The organism is Rhodoferax sp. WC2427 (assembly GCF_040822085.1).
In the GTDB taxonomy this organism is placed as follows: Bacteria; Pseudomonadota; Gammaproteobacteria; order Burkholderiales; family Burkholderiaceae_C; genus Rhodoferax_B.
Window position 1 is genome coordinate 3,806,455 of the sequence record NZ_CP162006.1, and the last position, 16,988, is coordinate 3,823,442.

16 protein-coding genes are annotated in these 16,988 nt (G+C 66.8%); 13 read left to right on the plus strand and 3 right to left on the minus strand.

Annotated elements, in window-relative coordinates:
* The first annotated feature begins 21 nt into the window (after positions 1 to 21).
* From gspG to AB3G31_RS17765, 13 genes are all read left to right on the plus strand, one after another.
* Positions 22 to 474, plus strand: coding sequence for a type II secretion system major pseudopilin GspG (gene gspG / locus AB3G31_RS17705; RefSeq protein ID WP_367847387.1), 453 nt, complete (start codon positions 22 to 24; stop codon positions 472 to 474).
* Positions 475 to 598: 124 nt separating this feature from the next.
* Positions 599 to 991, plus strand: a complete 393-nt coding sequence (locus tag AB3G31_RS17710; RefSeq protein ID WP_367847388.1) for a type II secretion system protein GspH — start codon at positions 599 to 601, stop codon at positions 989 to 991.
* Entirely contained in the window at positions 988 to 1,341 is a 354-nt protein-coding gene (gspI, locus tag AB3G31_RS17715) for a type II secretion system minor pseudopilin GspI (protein ID WP_367847389.1), read from the plus strand. The genes AB3G31_RS17710 and gspI overlap by 4 nt, the downstream gene beginning before the upstream one ends.
* Before the next feature lie 71 nt (positions 1,342 to 1,412).
* On the plus strand, positions 1,413 to 2,099 hold the full coding sequence (locus tag AB3G31_RS17720) for a type II secretion system protein J (RefSeq protein WP_367847390.1): 687 nt from the start codon (positions 1,413 to 1,415) through the stop codon (positions 2,097 to 2,099).
* A gap of 104 nt (positions 2,100 to 2,203) precedes the next feature.
* Positions 2,204 to 3,136 (plus strand): type II secretion system minor pseudopilin GspK, encoded by a 933-nt coding sequence (gspK, locus tag AB3G31_RS17725; RefSeq protein WP_367850378.1) that lies wholly within the window; start codon positions 2,204 to 2,206, stop codon positions 3,134 to 3,136.
* Between the two features lie 45 nt (positions 3,137 to 3,181).
* Positions 3,182 to 4,408, plus strand: coding sequence for a type II secretion system protein GspL (gene gspL, locus AB3G31_RS17730; RefSeq protein ID WP_367847391.1), 1,227 nt, complete (start codon positions 3,182 to 3,184; stop codon positions 4,406 to 4,408).
* Positions 4,405 to 4,911, plus strand: coding sequence for a type II secretion system protein GspM (gene gspM, locus AB3G31_RS17735; RefSeq protein WP_367847392.1), 507 nt, complete (start codon positions 4,405 to 4,407; stop codon positions 4,909 to 4,911). The genes gspL and gspM overlap by 4 nt, the downstream gene beginning before the upstream one ends.
* Positions 4,911 to 5,729: a type II secretion system protein N gene (gene gspN, locus AB3G31_RS17740; protein ID WP_367847393.1), complete on the plus strand. Its 819-nt coding sequence runs from the start codon at positions 4,911 to 4,913 to the stop codon at positions 5,727 to 5,729. Before gspM ends, gspN begins: the two co-directional genes overlap by 1 nt.
* 4 nt (positions 5,730 to 5,733) lie before the next feature.
* Complete coding sequence (gene gspD, locus AB3G31_RS17745; RefSeq protein WP_367847394.1) at positions 5,734 to 7,956, plus strand: type II secretion system secretin GspD; 2,223 nt, start codon at positions 5,734 to 5,736, stop codon at positions 7,954 to 7,956.
* A 15-nt stretch (positions 7,957 to 7,971) separates the two neighbouring features.
* Entirely contained in the window at positions 7,972 to 9,369 is a 1,398-nt protein-coding gene (locus AB3G31_RS17750; protein WP_367847395.1) for a GspE/PulE family protein, read from the plus strand.
* A gap of 5 nt (positions 9,370 to 9,374) precedes the next feature.
* Positions 9,375 to 10,601 carry a type II secretion system inner membrane protein GspF gene (gene gspF, locus AB3G31_RS17755; protein ID WP_367847396.1) on the plus strand — a complete coding sequence of 409 codons (1,227 nt, stop codon included), beginning with the start codon at positions 9,375 to 9,377 and terminating at the stop codon, positions 10,599 to 10,601.
* 2 nt (positions 10,602 to 10,603) lie between these two features.
* Complete coding sequence (locus AB3G31_RS17760; RefSeq protein ID WP_367847397.1) at positions 10,604 to 11,506, plus strand: 5'-nucleotidase; 903 nt, start codon at positions 10,604 to 10,606, stop codon at positions 11,504 to 11,506.
* A 59-nt stretch (positions 11,507 to 11,565) separates the two neighbouring features.
* A complete protein-coding gene (locus tag AB3G31_RS17765) occupies positions 11,566 to 13,329 on the plus strand; it encodes an ABC transporter ATP-binding protein/permease (RefSeq protein ID WP_367847398.1) in 1,764 nt (587 codons plus the stop codon).
* Positions 13,330 to 13,371: 42 nt separating this feature from the next.
* Here AB3G31_RS17765 and AB3G31_RS17770 read toward each other — a convergent pair whose 3' ends face one another.
* The 3 genes from AB3G31_RS17770 to AB3G31_RS17780 form a co-directional block, all read right to left on the minus strand.
* On the minus strand, positions 13,372 to 14,091 hold the full coding sequence (locus AB3G31_RS17770) for a hypothetical protein (RefSeq protein ID WP_367847399.1): 720 nt from the start codon (positions 14,089 to 14,091) through the stop codon (positions 13,372 to 13,374).
* Between the two features lie 129 nt (positions 14,092 to 14,220).
* Entirely contained in the window at positions 14,221 to 14,694 is a 474-nt protein-coding gene (locus tag AB3G31_RS17775) for a DUF1854 domain-containing protein (RefSeq protein WP_367847400.1), read from the minus strand.
* Positions 14,695 to 14,696: 2 nt separating this feature from the next.
* A complete protein-coding gene (locus AB3G31_RS17780; protein WP_367847401.1) occupies positions 14,697 to 16,973 on the minus strand; it encodes an ABC transporter ATP-binding protein in 2,277 nt (758 codons plus the stop codon).
* Between the last annotated feature and the right edge of the window lie 15 nt (positions 16,974 to 16,988).

Consider the following 16,988-nt stretch of genomic DNA (forward strand, 5'->3'; position numbering starts at 1 on the left):
GATTGATTATCATCGCTGCCCATGACACACCACCGCTCTCCTACCCGGTCTTTTCCGCGCCGTTTTCTGCACCGCGGCTTCACCCTGATCGAACTGATGGTGGTGCTGGTCATCATCGGCGTGCTGGCCGCACTGATCGTGCCCAACGTGCTGGAGCGTGCCGACGATGCCCGCGCCACCGCCGCCAAGACCGACGTCAACAACCTCATGCAGGCACTGAAGCTGTACCGGCTGGACAACCAGCGCTACCCCACGGCCGAACAAGGCCTGCAAGCCCTGGTGGCCAAGCCCAGCACCAATCCCGTGCCTCCCAACTGGAAGCCCTACGTGGAGAAGCTGCCCAACGACCCCTGGAGCCGCCCCTACCAGTACCTGAACCCCGGCGTGCAAGGCGAGATCGACGTGATGTCCTTCGGTGCCGACGGCCAGCCTGGCGGCGAGGGTAAAAATGCCGATATTGGTAGCTGGCAGTGATGTGGCCCCCACGCTTGGCACTTCGTGTCCTGCGCTGCCCCCCGAGGGTGCCGTGCCTTGCTTGGGGCGGCCCAGCGCTGCGGCATTGAAAGCCCATACAAGGGGCTTCACCCTTTTAGAACTCTTGGTCGTAGTCGCCATCATCGCCATCGCCAGTGCCGGAGTCGCCTTTGCCCTGCGCGACAACAGCCAGACCCTGCTGGAGCGCGATGCGGCGCGGTTGGCCGCGCTGTTCGAGTCGGCGCGCGCCCAATCGCGGGCCACGGGCGTGCCAGTGCGCTGGCGGCCCACGCCCGAGGGATTCGTATTTGATGGCCTGCCCGCCAAGGCCCTGCCCGACCGCTGGCTGGGCCATGACACCGTGGCGCGCGCTAGCGCCCCGGTGCTGCTCGGCCCGGAGCCGGTGATTGGCCGCCAGGAGATCGTGCTGCAGTCCACCAGCCAGCCGACCCAGGCCCTGCGCATTGCCACCGACGGCGCGCGGCCTTTTACCGTGCAGCCCGTCGGCACCCCATGAAGGCACGCGGCTTCACCCTGATCGAAGTGCTGGTGGCCCTGGCCATCGTGTCGATTGCGCTGATCGCCGGGCTGCAGGCCACCCAGGCGCTGACCACCAACGCCACGCGCCAGACCGACGTGCTGCTGGCCCATATGTGCGCCGAAAACCAGCTCATCGCCATGCGCCTGTCGGCCCAGATGCCCAGCGTGGGCGACAGCACCCAGAACTGCGAACAGGCCGGCCACATCTACGAGGTGCGGCTGAACGTGCTGCCCACGCCCAACCCCAGCTTTCGGCGGGTCGATGCGCAGGTATTCGACGGCAACGCGCCCATCCTGCGTTTGTCCACCATCGTGGGGCGCTTCTAATGACGAATAAAGCCCCCCGGCTTGACGCTACGCGTTCTACGCCACCCCCCAGGGGGGAGGCGTGGCTCGCCTTGGGGCGGCCCGGCGGCGGCCACCAACGCGGCTTCACCCTGGTCGAGCTGCTGGTCGCGCTGATGGTGATGGCGCTGCTGGCGGTGCTGAGCTGGCGCGGGCTGGACGGCATGACCCGGGCACAAAGCCAGACCCAGCAGCGCGCCGACGCGGTGCTGACCCTGCAGGCCGGGCTGGGCCAGTGGACGGCCGACCTGGATGCCCTGCTGGAGCAGCCCAACACCACCGCCCTCGACTGGGACGGGCGCGGCCTGCGGCTCACCCGGCGCAGCAGCGACCCGCAGGCCACCGGCGCGCTGGTGGTGGCCTGGACGCGCCGCAGCGTGGACGGCACCGACCAGTGGCTGCGCTGGCAGTCGCCCCCGGTGCACAGCCGCGCCGAACACGCCCAGGCCTGGAGCAATGCCGCGCTGTGGGCGCAAAACCCCGGTGAAGAAGCCAAACGCGCCGAAGTCGCCCTCACCCCGCTGGCCGACTGGCGCATCTTCTACTACCGCGAAGGCACCTGGAGCAACCCGCTGTCGAGCAGCGCCACCGTGGCCGCCGCCGCCACCGTGGGCGCCACCACCGACAACAGCATCCCCGACGGCATACGCCTGGTGCTGACCCTGCCGCCCGGCCAGGCCCTGGCCGGGGCCATCACGCAAGACTGGATCAAACCCACCGTGGGCGGCGGCAAGTCATGACGCCTGCCCGCTTGTATAAGAAATCGGCCCCTTGCGCTTATTCCATGAGCGCAAGCAGCTCTCAATTGCATAGCAAGCACCCCCAGCGCGGTGCCGCCCTGCTGATGGCCATGCTGACCGTCACGCTGGTGGCCACCCTGGCCGCTGCCTCGCTGTGGCAGCAGTGGCGCAGCGTGGAGGTGGAGGCGGCCGAGCGCCAGCGCGTGCAGTCCCGCTGGATTTTGACCGGCGCGCTCGACTGGGCCCGGCTGATCCTGCGCGAGGATGCCCGCTCCAGCGGCCAGGACCACCTGGCCGAGCCCTGGGCCGTGGCGCTGCAAGAATCCCGCCTGTCCACCTTTTTGGCGGCCGACCGCAACAACACCGGCGGAACGGCCACCGACGAACAGCTGGACGCGTTTTTGTCGGGCCAGATCACTGACATGCAGTCGCGTCTGAACATCACCAACCTGGTACAGGACAACAAAGTCTCGCCGGTCGCCCTGGCCGCCTTCGGCCGCCTGTTTGAGCAGCTGAACCTGCCGCCGCTGGAGCTCACCCTGCTCGGCAGCCAGCTACAGCAGGCGCTGGACACCAGCAAGACCAGCAATGCCGATAGCACCGTGCCCCTGCTGCCGCGCAGCGCCGCGCAACTGGGCTGGCTGGGCCTGTCGCCCGCCACCGTGGCGGCGCTGCAGCCATTTGTGAGCGTGCTGCCGGTGCGCACCCCCGTCAACCTGAACACCGCCAGCGCCCAGGTGCTGGTGGCCAGCGTGCCCAATCTGAGCATGGCCGACGCCCAGAAGCTGGTGGCCGCACGGGCGGGCAAATATTTTCGCAGTACCGCCGACGCCAACGCCGTGCTGAACCAGCCCACCATCGTCTTCACCGAGAGCGAACACAGCGTATCGACCCGCTACTTCGAGGTGCTGGGCCGCCTGCGCCTGGGCACCACCACGGTGCTGGAACGCTCGCTGGTGTGGCGCGACGGCATCAATGTACGCACGCTGTGGCGCGAGCATGCCGTTGCCGATCCGGCTGGCCAGGCCAGGCCCTGAGAACGGGTTCAGCGTCCGCATGCCACTCCCTACAATGCCCCACCAATGAGCACCCTGATCGTTCTCCTCCCCCTGGAACCTGCCACCGGCATGTTCGACTACGTGCTCACCGCCGACGGACGCAGCGCTGGCAGCCACGACCGCGCGGCCGCCGCCCTGCTGCCGCGCAGCACCGAGCTGGTGGCCGTGGTGCCTGCACAGGCCCTGTCATGGCACCAGGTCAGCCTGCCCAAGGGCAGCCTGAAACAAGGCACCCTAGGCGGCGCCATCGATTCACCCCGGCTGCGTGCCGTGCTCGACGGCCTGCTGGAAGACCGGCTGCTGGAAGAACCCGCCGAGCTGCACTTTGCGCTACAGCCCGACGCGCCCGCCGACGGCCCGGTGTGGGTGGCCGCCTGCAACCGCGCCTGGCTGCGCGCCGCGCTGGCCGTGCTGGAAGCCGCCAAGCGCCCGGTGGCCCGTATCGTGCCCGAGAGCGCGCCCGACGGCCTGCGCCTGCAGGTGCTGGGCACGCCCGAGCAGCCCCAGCTGCTGAGCACCAGCCCCCAGGGCGTGAGCCTGCTGCCGCTGAGCGCGGCCACCCTGGCCATGGCCCAGGCCGCGCACACCGAGCCGTTGGAATTAGTGGCCGAACCCGCCGTGGCCGCGCTGGCCGAACAACTGGCGCAGCGCCCGGTGACCCTGCAACAAACCTCGGAACGCTGGCTGGCCTCGGCCCGCGGACGCTGGGACCTGGCGCAGTTCGACCTGAGCAACTCCACCCGCAGCCGTGCCTGGAAAGGCCTGGCCGCCCAAGCCACCGTGTGGCTGCAGGCACCCCAATGGCGGGCCGCCCGCTGGGGCCTGGCCCTGCTGGTGCTAGCCCAGATCGTCGGCCTGAACGCCTGGGCCTGGAAGGAAAGCAGCAGCCTGCAAGCCAAGCGCGATGCGCTGCGCAGCACCCTGACGCAAACCTTTCCCGGCGTGAAAGTGGTGGTCGATGCCCCGGTGCAGATGGGCCGTGAGATGGCGCTGCTGCGCCAGACCGCCGGGGCCACCTCGGCCCGCGACCTGGAAGCCATGCTCAGCGTGCTGGGCAGCACACTGCCGCCACAACTTGCCGCCACCGCCCTGGACTTTGCCCCCGGCGAGGCCCGCATCAAGGGCCTGCCCACCGGCGGCGACCCGGCCCTAGCCCAAAACCTGCGCAGCCTGGGCTACAGCCTGCGTACCGAGGGCAACCTGACCATCCTGCAACCCGCTGCGCCATCGGCCACTGGAGCCACCCCATGAAGCTGCCCGCATCGATTCGCCCGCATTGGGACAGCCTGGCCCCGCGCGAGCGCCGCAGCGTGCAGGCCGCGCTGGCCCTGGTCGCGCTGGCCCTGCTGTGGTGGCTGGGCATTGCCCCGGCCCTGCACACGCTGCGCGCCGCCGACGCCCAGCACCGCAGCCTGGACGCCCAGTTGCAAAGCATGCGCAGCCTGCAGGCCGAAGCCCAGGCCCTGCAAGCCCAGCCCAAGCTCAGCTTTGACGATGCCCTCAAAGCGGTAGAGCTGGCCGTCAAGTCCGAGCTGGGCGGCAGCGGCCAGATCAACGTCACCGGCGAGCGCATCACCGTCAGCCTGAAGAGCGCCCCGGCCGACGCGCTAGCCCGCTGGCTGGCCCAGGTGCGCATCAACGCCCACGCCCTGCCCACCGAAGCCCGCCTGGTGCGCGGCCCAGCCAAAACCAGCGGCCTACCCACCGCCACCTGGGACGGCTCGCTGGTGCTGACCCTGCCTAGCAACCGCTGATGCGCCGCCCGTCTACCGCCTCTTTCACCACCGTGGCCAAGACCCCCTGGCGCTGGGCCTGGGCGGGTGGCCTGCTGGGCCTGGGCCTGGCCGTGCTGTTGTGCGCCCCGGCGCGCTGGCTGGCCGCCGGGGTGGCCCAGGCCAGCCAGGGCCAGGTGCAACTGGCCGACCCGCGCGGCACCGTCTGGGACGGATCGGCCCAGCTGGTATTGGCGGGAGGCGAGGGCAGCACCGGCAGTACCGCCCTGCCCGAGCGCCTGCGCTGGCAGATCCGCCCGGCCCTCAGCGGACTGCACGCCGCGCTCCAGGCCGACTGCTGCATGGCCCAGCCGCTGCAGGTGCATGCCCAGCCGCACTGGGGTGGTGCCCAACTGGCCCTGACCGACAGCCAATCGCACTGGCCTGCGCCCCTGCTGGCCGGCCTGGGCGCGCCCTGGAACACGCTGCAGCCCGAGGGCACTCTGGCCCTGAGCACCCAGGCGCTGGTACTGGACTGGAACGCGGGCCGCATGGTGCTGGCCGGGCAGGTGCGGCTGGAAGCCATCGACATGGCATCGCGCCTGTCCACCCTGAAACCCATGGGCAGCTACCGGCTGACGCTGACCGGCGGACAAAACGGCAATACCACCAGCACCGTGCAACTCGAAACCCTGGGCTCCAGCAGCCTGCAACTCGTGGGCAGCGGCCAGTGGGTGGGCGCACGGCTACGCTTTGAAGGCACGGCCACTGCCGCCCCCGACCGGGTGGATGCCTTGTCCAATCTTCTCAATATCATCGGGCGGCGCGACGGCGCGCGCGCCACCATCAAAGTAGGTTGATTCCATGCCCATGCATTCCCCCTCCCGCGTTCCTTTTGCTATTCATACCATAGCTGCTTGTGCTCTATTGATAAGCGCTGGAGGCATTTTTCCTATCAATGTGCTAGCCCAGCCCCAAACCACCGCCGCGCCCAAGCGCGGCGAGCCGGTGACGCTGAATTTCACCAACGCCGAGATCGAGTCGGTGGCCCGCACCATGGCCGTGATCACCGGGCGCAACGTGGTGGTGGACCCGCGCGTCAAAGGCACCATGACGCTGAGCACCGACAACGCGGTCTCACCCGCCGTGGCCTACAACCAGTTTTTGTCGGCGCTGCGGCTGCAGGGCTTTACCGTGGTGGAGTCTGCCGGGCTGGACAAGGTGGTACCCGAGGCCGACGCCAAGCTGCAGCCCGGCCCGGTGACGGTGGGCGGCAACAACGCCGCCGTGGGCAGCCAGATCGTCACCCAGATCTTCAAGCTCAATTACGAGAACGCCGCCAACATGGTGCCGGTGCTGCGCCCGCTGATCAGCCCCAACAACACCATCAACCTGAACCCCGGCAACAACTCGCTGGTCATCACCGACTACGCCGACAACCTGCGCCGCATCGGCCGCATCATCGCGGCGATGGACGTGTCCAACGCCACCGACGTGGAGATCATCCCCCTGCGCTTTGCGATTGCCGGTGACCTGGTGCCATTGCTGACCAAGCTGGTCGAGTCCGGCAGCACCAGCGGCATGGCCGCCGCCCCCGGGCAGACCGACAGCTCGTTCAAAACCACCATGCTGGCCGAGCCGCGCAGCAACGCCATCATCTTGCGCGCCGCCAACCCGGCCCGGGTCTCGCTGGTCAAGTCGCTGATTGCCAAGCTCGACCAGCCCACCATGAGCGGTGTGAACGGCGATGCAGGCAACATCTATGTGGTGTACCTGAAGAACGCCGATGCCACCAAGCTGGCCACCACCCTGCGTGCGGCCATGAGCGGCGAGGCCCGCAGCAGTTCGGGCAGTTCCGGCGGCTCCAGCGGATCGGGCAGCACCTCCAACCCGCTCAGCGGCCTGAGCCCCACCAGCGGCATGGCTGGCAGCAGTGCCACCAGCACCGCCAGCACCGCGGCCCTCAGCGGCACCACCAGCAACCAGCCATCTACCGGCGGCCAGATCCAGGCCGACCCGTCCACCAATTCGCTGATCATCACCGCGCCCGAGCCGCAGTACCGCCAGCTGCGCGCCGTCATCGACAAGCTCGATGGCCGCCGCGCCCAGGTGCTGGTAGAGAGCCTGATCGTCGAGGTCAGCAGCGACAAATCGGCCGAGTTCGGCATCCAGTGGCAGGGCGTGCTGGGCAAGGTCGGCCTGGGCACCAACTTCGGCTCCGGCAGCAGCAACCTGGCCACGCTGGCCACCAACATCGCCACCGGCAGCACCAGCACCGCGCTCAGCAACGGCCTGAACCTGGGCGTAGCCACCAAGATCGGCGGCACCTACGTGCTGGGCGCACTGGCCCGGCTGATGGACGAAACCGGCACCGGCAACGTGCTGTCCACCCCCAACCTGCTGACCCTGGACAACGAAGAGGCCAAGATCGTCATCGGCCAGAACGTGCCCTTTGTCACCGGCACCTACACCAGCACCAGCTCCACCACCACCGCCAACCCGTTCCAGACCATCGAGCGCAAAGACGTGGGCCTGACACTGCGGGTGCGCCCGCAGATCAACGAAAACGGCACGGTGAAGATGGCGATTTACCAGGAAGTGTCCAGCGTGGATGCGTCCACCAAGAGCAACAGCAACGGCCCCACCACCAACAAGCGCTCCATCGAATCCAATGTGCTGGTCGATGACGGCTCCATCGTGGTGCTGGGCGGCCTGCTGCAAGACGACTACGCGGGCAACATCGAAAAAGTGCCGCTGCTGGGCGACCTGCCCTACGTGGGCAACTTCTTCAAGAGCGAAAGCCGCAGCCGCAAGAAGACCAATCTGATGGTCTTCTTGCGCCCCATCGTGGTCCGCGACAGCGGCACCAGCGACGCACTGGCCCTGGACCGCTACGACATGATGCGCGTGCAGCAGCAGGGCGTGAACCCGTCGGCGCACCCCATGCTGTCGGCCGTGCCCTCGGCCAGCGAGCTGCCCGCCCTGCCCGCCAGCATCACCAACACCACGGTGGTGGTGCCCAGGCCCCTGAGCACGCTGCCCCTGACGGCACCGGCCCAGCCCGCCACCATCACCACCATGCCCTGAGCCCCCCAAAAGCCGATGCGCCACCCCCTGCCCTACGCCTTCGCCCGCACCCAGCAAATGCTGCTGGAGGAGAACCTGGGCGACTTCACCCTCTGGCTGCACCCGGCCAGCGCCCAGACCGCCGCCAACGCCCTGAGCGAGGTGATGCGCAAGTACCCGGTGCGCCAGATCGAAACCCTGGCCCTGGACGCCCTGCTGCAGCGCATCAGCGCCGCCTACGCGCAGGGCGAATCCAGCGCCGCGTCGGTGGTCAGCGAGGTCGAGAGCGATGCCGACCTGTCGCGCATGATGCAGGAGCTGCCCGCGGTGGAGGATTTGCTGGAGATGAGCGACGACGCGCCCATCATCCGCATGCTCAACGCCCTGCTGACCCAGGCCGCGCGCGACGGGGCCAGCGACATCCACATCGAACCCTACGAACGCCATTCCAGCGTGCGCTTTCGGGTGGACGGCACGCTGCGCGAGGTGGTGCAGCCCAACCGCGCCCTGCACGCCGCGCTGATCTCGCGCCTGAAGATCATGGCCGACCTCGACATCTCGGAGAAGCGCCTGCCGCAGGATGGCCGCATTTCCCTGCGCATCGGCACCCGTGCCGTGGACGTGCGCGTCAGCACCCTGCCCAGCGCCCATGGCGAACGCGCCGTGCTGCGCCTGCTGGACAAAAGCGGGGCCAAGCTCACGCTGGAGGCCGTGGGCATGCAGGGCGAGGTGCTGGGCCAGCTGCAGAACCTGATCAACCAGCCGCACGGCATCATTTTGGTGACCGGCCCCACCGGCTCCGGCAAAACCACCACCCTGTACGCCGCCCTGAGCCGCCTGGACGCCAGCAGCAGCAACATCATGACGGTGGAAGACCCGATCGAGTACGAGCTGCCCGGCGTGGGCCAGACCCAGGTGAATGCCAAGATTGACCTGACCTTCGCCAAGGCCCTGCGCGCCATCCTGCGGCAAGACCCGGACGTGATCATGATCGGCGAAATCCGCGATTTTGAGACCGCGCAGATCGCCATCCAGGCCTCCCTCACCGGCCACCTGGTGCTGGCTACCTTGCACACCAACGACGCGGCCAGCGCGGTCAACCGGCTCATCGACATGGGCGTGGAGCCGTTTTTGCTCAGCTCCACCCTGCTCGGCGTGCTGGCCCAGCGCCTGGTGCGCAAGCTGTGCCCGGTATGCGCGGGCAAAAACTGCGAAGCCTGCAACCACACCGGCTACCAGGGACGCACCGGCATCTTCGAGCTGCTGGTCACCAACGATGCCATCCAGGCACAAATCCACAACCGCGCCAGCGAGGCCGACATCCGCAGCGCCGCCCGCACCGCCGGCATGGCCCTGATGCGCGAAGACGGCGAACGCCTGGTGCAGACCGGCATCACCTCGCGTGAAGAGCTGCTGCGTGTGACGCGGGACTGAACCCCATGCCCGCCTATTCCTTCGAAGCGCTAGACGCCCAAGGCCAGACCCGCAAAGGCGTGATGGAGGCTGACACGGCCAAGGCCGCGCGCGGCCTGCTGCGCGCGCAGGCGCTGGTGCCGCTGGCGGTGGAGCCGGTGAACGCCAGCGGTACCCAAACCGGCAAAGGCCTGCGTACCAACTTGTTTGAAAGCCGCGTTTTCAACTCCACCGGGCTGGCCATCTGGACCCGCCAGGTGGCAGGGCTGGTATCCAGCGGCCTGCCACTGGAGCGGGCCCTCACCGCGCTGACCGACGAGGCCGAAGATGAGCGCCAGCGCAACCTGCTGGCCTCGCTGCGCGCCGAGGTGAACGCGGGCGCCAGTTTTGCCAAGGCCCTGGGCCAGCACCCGCGCGAGTTTTCCGGCATTTACGTGGCGGTGATCGGCGCGGGCGAGCAAAGCGGCAGCCTGGGCCTGGTGCTGGAGCGCCTGGCCGACGACCTGGAAGAGCGCCAGGCGCTGCAGTCCAAGCTGATCGGCGCAGCGCTCTACCCGGCCATCGTCACGCTGGTGGCGATTGCCATCGTGCTGTTTCTGGTGGGCTATGTGGTGCCGCAGGTGGCCAATGTGTTTGCCGGGAGCAAGCGCGCCCTGCCCTTCCTCACGGTGGCCATGCTGGCCATCAGCGACGTGGTGCGCAACTACGGCTGGGCGATGTTGATTGCTATAATTTTTCTAGCTTCTACCGCCCGTATTACCTACGCCAATGCCGTATTTCGCCAAAAAATAGATGCCGCGTTCCTGAAGCTGCCATTGCTCGGCCCGCTGGCCCGGGGCTACAACGCGGCGCGGTTTTCCGGCACGCTGGCGATGCTGGCCTCGGCGGGCGTGCCGATCCTGAAAGCCCTGCAGGCGGCAGCCGAAACCCTGAACAACACCGCCATGCGCGCCGATGCGCTGGACGCCCTGGTGCTGGTACGCGAAGGCGCGCCACTGGCCTCGGCCCTGGCGCAGAAAAAGCGCTTCCCCGGCCTGCTGGCCATGTTTGCCCGGCTGGGTGAGCAAACCGGCCAGCTGCCGGTGATGCTGCAGCGCGCCGCGGTGCAGCTCAGCACCGAGGTGCAGCGCCGCGCGATGGCCCTGGCGACGATTCTGGAGCCGCTGCTGATCGTGGCCATGGGCTTGGTGGTCATGCTGATCGTGCTGGCAGTATTGATGCCCATCATCCAACTCAACCAATTTGCGAAGTAAGCATGCCTATCTCGCTTGACGACAAACTGGTGGTGGCGATTTCCTCGCGCGCCCTGTTCAACCTCGAAGAAGAAAACCGCCTCTTCGACGCGGGCGACGACAAGGCCTACATGCAGCTGCAGTTCGACCGGCTGGACGTGCCGGCCCAGCCGGGCGTGGCGTTTTCGCTGGTCAAGAAGCTGCTGGCCTTCAACACGCCCGACACCAAACGGGTCGAGGTGGTGATGCTGTCGCGCAACGACCCGGTCAGCGGCATGCGCATCTTCCGCTCCGGCCAGGCCAATGACATCCACCTGGAGCGCGGCGTGTTCACCCAGGGCCGGGCCCCGTTTGGCTACCTGCGGCCACTGGGTGCGCACCTGTTTTTGTCGGCCAACGAGAAAGATGTGCGCGAGGCGCTGGCGCTGGGCTTTCCGGCGGCGCGGGTGCTGACCGAATCGACCCAGGCGGGTAATGCCTTCCCGAATGAAGTGCGCATCGCCTTCGACGGGGACGCGGTGCTGTTCAGCGACGAGGCCGAGCGCGTCTACCAAAGCGAGGGGCTGGATGCCTTCCAGCGCCACGAGATCGACAAGGCCACGGTACCCCTGCCCGACGGCCCGTTCAAGCCCCTGCTGGCCGCCCTCCACCGCCTGCAAAAGGCCGGTACCCCGCACATGCGCATCCGCACCGCCCTGGTCACCGCCCGCAGCGCCCCGGCGCACGAGCGCGCCATCCGCACGCTGATGGACTGGCACATCGAGGTGGACGAGGCCATGTTCCTCGGCGGCCTGCCCAAGGGCGAGTTCCTGCGCGAATTCGAGCCCGACTTCTTCTTCGACGACCAGACCGGCCACGTCAACTCCGCCGCCCGCCATGTGCCTGCCGGGCACGTGAGCAGTGGCGTGTCCAATCCGGCGAACTAAATCGCCGTGCGCGGCTCCATGCGGGTCCATCCCTGTGCTTTCCCTACCCTGAAAACCCCATGCGCCTTGCCAACCTGAAAGCCCAGACCGCCCAAGTCTGGAAGCTGTCGATCCCGTATTTCCAGTCCGAAGACAAATGGAAAGCGCGGGCCATGCTCGCCGCCATCGTGGCGCTGAACCTGCTGGGCGTGTACCTGCTGGTGCTGCTGAACGAATGGAACCAGGTGTTCTACGACGCGCTGCAGAACAAGAACCAGCCGGTGTTCTGGCAGCAGCTGGGGCGCTTCACCTACATCGCCTTTGCGCTGATCATTTTGGCGGTGTACAAGTTCTACATCACCCAGCTGCTGGAGATGCGCTGGCGGGCCTGGATGACCACGCACTACCTGGTGCGCTGGCTGTCCAACCAGGCCTTTTACCAGATGGAGCTGGCCCGCTTCGCCAAAAACAACCCCGAGGCCGGGCCGGACAACCCCGACCAACGCATCCAGGAAGACCTGAACCAGTTCACCAGCCTGACCATCGGCCTGTGCATGGGCGTGCTCAACGCCGTGGTCACCTTGGTCAGCTTTGTCGGCATCTTGTGGAACCTGTCGGGCGAATTCTCTTTCCACCTGGGTGGCAGCGAATACTTTGTGCCCGGCTTCATGGTCTGGATGGCCCTGCTCTACTGTGCAGCGGGCAGCGTCATCACCTTCTACATCGGGCGCCCGCAAATCAAGCTCAACTTCCAGCAGCAGCGCGTAGAGGCCGACTTTCGCCACCACATGGTGCGGGTGCGCGAATACAGCGAATCGATTGCGCTGGACCACGGCGAAAAGGTCGAACGCGCCCACCTGGACACGCGCTTCGGCGCCGTGCTGGCCAACTACCTGAAGTTGCTGAAAGCGCAAAAGCGCCTGATCTGGTTCAACAGCTTCTTTGGCCAGGCGGCGGTGGTGTTTCCGTTCATCGTGGCCGCGCCGCGGTTTTTCAGCGGGGCCATCCAGCTGGGCTCGCTGATGCAGATTGCGTCCGCCTTTGGCCGCGTACAAGACTCGCTGAGCTGGTTTGTCGATAACTACAGCAGCCTGGCCACCTGGCGCGCCACCACCGACCGGCTGACCTCGTTTGAAGAACAAATTCAGGCCCTGGCGCTTATTCCATCGGCACAACAAGCTACTGATTCAGTAGCAAGTAACACCCTGGAAGCCCGCGACTTGACGCTGCGCCTGCCCGACGGCAGCGTGCTGCTGGACGGTGTCAACCTGCAGGCCCGCCCCGGCGACCACATTTTGCTCAGCGGCCCCTCGGGCAGCGGCAAATCCACGCTGTTCCGGGCGTTTGCCGCCATCTGGCCATTCAGCAGCGGGCAGGTGGCGCTGCCCGCCGACGCCATGTTCATCCCCCAGCGTCCTTACTTCCCCGACGGCACTTTGCGCAGCGCCCTGGCCTACCCCAGCGCAGCCGGGGGCTACTCCGACGCAGCGCTGCGCCAAGCCCTGGTGGATGCCCTGCTGCCCGACCTGGCCGACCAGCTGGACCTGGAAGCCGCATGGGGCCAGAAGCTGTCGGGTGGCGAGCAGCAGCGGTTGGCCATTGCCCGCGTGCTGCTGAAAAAACCGCGCTGGATCTTTGCCGACGAAGCCACCAGCGCACTGGATGCAACGGCCGAGAATTTGATCTACAAACGGCTGCTGGCGCTTGTGGAATCAGCACAAGGTGCTATTATTTCGATAGCCCACCGTCCCGGTGTGGCGGCTTTCCACACCCAGCGCTGGACGCTGGAGCCAGAGCCCGCTGGCGCCGTGGCACGCTACCGGATCGCACAAACTCCGATGTAATCCAAAAAGCCGCTGTAGAAGCGGCTTTTTTTTGGGGAGGGCTTAGACGCCCGTCGTTTTCTTGACCGCAGAGGGGTCTTCGTAGGTCAGCGGCCCCTCGGCCAGCTTGTCGGGGTTGAGCGTCTGGTTGGCCACTTGTGCCACGTCGATCGCATTGCCACCGGCCCGCCACAGCAGCTGCAAAAAGTCCAGCAGCTTCTTGGAGATGGGCTCCGGGGGCGGATTCTCGGGCTTCTTTTCCACCGCCTTGGGCGTGGTGGTCCAGTCGGTGGAGGGGTCTTTTTCGGTGCTGGTCGGCTGGTTGGGGCCGGGCTCCTTGCCCGCCTCCAGCAGCTTTGCGGCCTTGGCTGCGGTCTCGGGCGATTCGTTTTGCAGGCCGTTGTCGGGCTTTTTCTCGGAATCGGCGGGTGCCACCTTCTGGCTGACCGCCTGGGCGGCCGCCGTGGTGCTGCTGGCTTCCACGCCACCGACCGCTTTCACCGCCTGGGCCTGCGCCGCCTCGCCCTTGGGCACCGCCCGCACAGCGGCACGGGCCTGCTCGGCGGCTTCGAGCTTGGCGATGTCTTCCTGGGTGGTGGAAATAATGAGCTTGACCGACGGCGTCGGCTTGTTGGCCGCCTCCAGCTTGGTGGTCTCTTCCTGGATGGCCGCGGTGACGGACTGGGTGTCCGGCCCCTGGGTCGCTGCAGACCCCGCGCCGGAACGTGTACCGGTCGCAGCGGGCGGCCAGTTCACGGTACGTTCGACAGGAGGAATTTGCATTGTGTTCACCAGGTAAGGCGGTCTGCGGATACTTTTTTCAGACCTCGTACTTTGGTTAACGGCAGAAATGCAGGGTTATTTAGGGCTATTTCTAAAAATATTTAAAAAACTTTACCTGGGCGCTGCCGCCTACAGAAAACGCTCCAGCAACTTGCGCGACCCCCGGTCCAGCGCCGCCATGTCGCGCACGCTGAACTGCACGCCTGCGCCACCGGCAATCAACAGGCCGGTGCGGCCCAGGCGGCGGATGTCTTCTTCGGTCTTGAGCACAAAGTCGGTGTCGCCCCGGTCGGTTTCCACCGTCCACACGCTGGGCGTGGAGAAGGTAGACACGGCCTTGACGCGGCGGATCTCGGGCACAAACTCGCGGGCGGCCAGCTCTTCCACCAGCAGGCTGTGCAGGGCGGGCGGCATGGCCGCCAGGCTGTCGATCCACACCAGTTCATGGCCTTCAGTGCCGACCAGGGACACGCCTTCGTCGGGCGCAGCGATGGGAAAGGCGCGCACCGGCACCACGCCCTCGTGGCGCTCGCCATTGGCAAAAACCAGCACCAGGCGGCCAAATGCGTCGCGCTCCAACAGGAAATCACGGGTAGGGGTCATGCTCAGTTTCCGGCAGGGTGGGCAGAGTGTTCGGTGGGGCGCGACAGGCTCAGGCCTTCGTCCTCGCTCTCGGTACGGCGCAATTGCGCCTGGTACAGCCGCCAGTAGGCGCCTTCGCGGGCCATCAGCTCGTCGTGCGGGCCGACCTCGACCACGCGGCCCCGGTCCATCACCACCAGGCGGTCGGCCTTGCGCAGGGTGGACAGGCGGTGGGCGATGGCAATGGTGGTGCGGCCTTGCACCAGGTTGTCCAGCGCCTTCTGGATCTCGTTTTCGGTCTCGGTGTCTACCGACGAAGTGGCTTCGTCCAAAATCAAGATGCGCGGGTCGATCAGCAAGGCCCGGGCAATCGAGATGCGCTGGCGCTCACCACCCGACAGGCCCTGGCCGCGCTCGCCCACCAGCGAGTCGTAGCCCTGGGGCAGGCGCAGGATGAATTCGTGCGCATGGGCGGCACGGGCGGCGGCCACGATTTCACTGCGCGTGGCCCCCGGCTTGCCGTAGGCGATGTTTTCGGCGATGGTGCCAAAGAACAAAAACGGCTCCTGCAGTACCAGACCGATGTTGCGCCGGTAGTCGGCCACAGCGTAGCGGCGGATGTCGGTGCCGTCCACCTGGATGGAGCCGTCGGTCACGTCGTAGAAGCGGCAGATCAAATTGACCAGCGTGCTCTTGCCCGAGCCGCTGTGGCCCACCAGGCCGATCATTTCGCCAGGGCGGATCACCAGGTCCAGGTCGCGGATCACGGCGCGGTTGCCGTAGCGAAAACCAATGCCCTTCATCTCGATCTGGCCGCGCACGCCCCCCGTGCTGGCGCTGACGGGCACCGGCACGGGTTGCGCGGGCTCCGGCACATTGGACACATGGTCCAGGATGTCAAAAATCCGCTTGGCCCCGGCGGCGGCCTTTTGCGTGACCGAGACGATGCGGCTCATCGAGTCCAGCCGGGTGTAGAAGCGCCCGATGTAGGCCACAAAGGCCGTCAGCACGCCCACGGTGATCTGCTGCTTGGATACCAACCAGATACCAAAAGCCCAGACCACCAGCAAACCGATTTCGGTCAGCAGCGACACCGTGGGCGAGAACAGCGACCAGATCTTGTTGAGCCGGTCATTGGCTTCCAGGTTGTGCCGGTTGGCGGTGCGAAAACGCTCGGCCTCGCGCTTTTCCTGGGCGAAAGCCTTCACCACCCGGATGCCGGGGATGGTGTCGGCCAGCACATTGGTGACTTCGGACCAGACCCGGTCGATCTTCTCGAAGCCGGTGCGCAGGCGGTCGCGCACGGTGTGGATCATCCAGGCGATGAAGGGCAGCGGGATCAGCGTCACCAGCGCCAGCAGCGGGTTTTGGTAGAACAAAATGACCGCCGTCATGGAAATCATCAGCACGTCGGTGGCAAAGTCCAGCGCGTGCAGCGACAAAAACACGCAGATGCGGTCGGTTTCCGAGCCGATGCGCGACATCAGATCGCCGGTGCGTTTGCCCCCAAAGTAGTCCAGCGACAGCTCCAGCAGGTGGTCGAAGGTGGTGGTGCGCAGGTCGGCGCCGATGCGTTCGGAGACCAGTGACAGGATGTAGGTGCGGGCCCAGTTCAGCCCCCAGCCCAGCACCGCAGCGCCAAACAGGCCGCCCAGGTAGACCACCACCTTTTGGGGCTCGATGGTCTGCCCGTTCTGGAACGGGATCAGGATTTCGTCCATGAGCGGGATCGCCAAATAGGGCGGGATCATCGACGCGGCGGTGGAGGCCATGGTGAGTGCAAAACCGGCAGCCAGCTGCTTGCGGTAGGGCTTGGCAAAGCGCCACAGGCGCAGCAGTACCCAGGTGGACGGCGGGGTGTGCAGCTCGCGCTGGCAGACCGGGCATTCTTCGCTGTCGGGCGGCAGGGGCGCGTGGCAGGTGGGGCACTGGCCGGGCTCGTCCAGGGTCAGCTCCAGGGGGGTCGCGCGCTGCTCGAACAGCTTGACCAGGCGCAGCGCCTGCGGGTCGGCCGCCAGGGTGTAGCGCCAGCGGGCCAATCGGGTGTGGGTGTTGTGCAGTTCCAGCGTGCCCACACCGGCGTGGTCAAAGTGGCGCAGGGCCAGATCGGGCGTGAGCGGCCAGGCTTGCCAGCTACCGTCCTGGTGGCTCAGCAGGCGCTGGTCGGTCAGGGACAGCAGGCCGGGCGCAAAGCGCAGCCGGGCGTCCAGGTCAACGGACAGACTGACTAGGGCGTTCTCGTGGGGAAGGAGCTGCGATTGCAAGCCACTGCTTAGTTCGACGGGATGATGGTGTTGCATTTGATTAAAGACCCC

What these genes read in the sequence shown, in the direction of transcription:
- gspG (WP_367847387.1), top strand. Translation starts at nt 22, where the DNA reads ATGACACACCACCGCTCTCCTACCCGGTCTTTTCCGCGCCGTTTTCTG.
- gspI (WP_367847389.1), top strand. Translation starts at nt 988, where the DNA reads ATGAAGGCACGCGGCTTCACCCTGATCGAAGTGCTGGTGGCCCTGGCC.
- gspK (WP_367850378.1), top strand. Translation starts at nt 2,204, where the DNA reads ATGGCCATGCTGACCGTCACGCTGGTGGCCACCCTGGCCGCTGCCTCG.
- gspL (WP_367847391.1), top strand. Translation starts at nt 3,182, where the DNA reads ATGAGCACCCTGATCGTTCTCCTCCCCCTGGAACCTGCCACCGGCATG.
- gspM (WP_367847392.1), top strand. Translation starts at nt 4,405, where the DNA reads ATGAAGCTGCCCGCATCGATTCGCCCGCATTGGGACAGCCTGGCCCCG.
- gspN (WP_367847393.1), top strand. Translation starts at nt 4,911, where the DNA reads ATGCGCCGCCCGTCTACCGCCTCTTTCACCACCGTGGCCAAGACCCCC.
- gspD (WP_367847394.1), top strand. Translation starts at nt 5,734, where the DNA reads ATGCCCATGCATTCCCCCTCCCGCGTTCCTTTTGCTATTCATACCATA.
- AB3G31_RS17750 (WP_367847395.1), top strand. Translation starts at nt 7,972, where the DNA reads ATGCGCCACCCCCTGCCCTACGCCTTCGCCCGCACCCAGCAAATGCTG.
- gspF (WP_367847396.1), top strand. Translation starts at nt 9,375, where the DNA reads ATGCCCGCCTATTCCTTCGAAGCGCTAGACGCCCAAGGCCAGACCCGC.
- AB3G31_RS17760 (WP_367847397.1), top strand. Translation starts at nt 10,604, where the DNA reads ATGCCTATCTCGCTTGACGACAAACTGGTGGTGGCGATTTCCTCGCGC.
- AB3G31_RS17765 (WP_367847398.1), top strand. Translation starts at nt 11,566, where the DNA reads ATGCGCCTTGCCAACCTGAAAGCCCAGACCGCCCAAGTCTGGAAGCTG.
- AB3G31_RS17770 (WP_367847399.1), bottom strand. Translation starts at nt 14,091, where the DNA reads ATGCAAATTCCTCCTGTCGAACGTACCGTGAACTGGCCGCCCGCTGCG.
- AB3G31_RS17775 (WP_367847400.1), bottom strand. Translation starts at nt 14,694, where the DNA reads ATGACCCCTACCCGTGATTTCCTGTTGGAGCGCGACGCATTTGGCCGC.
- AB3G31_RS17780 (WP_367847401.1), bottom strand. Translation starts at nt 16,973, where the DNA reads ATGCAACACCATCATCCCGTCGAACTAAGCAGTGGCTTGCAATCGCAG.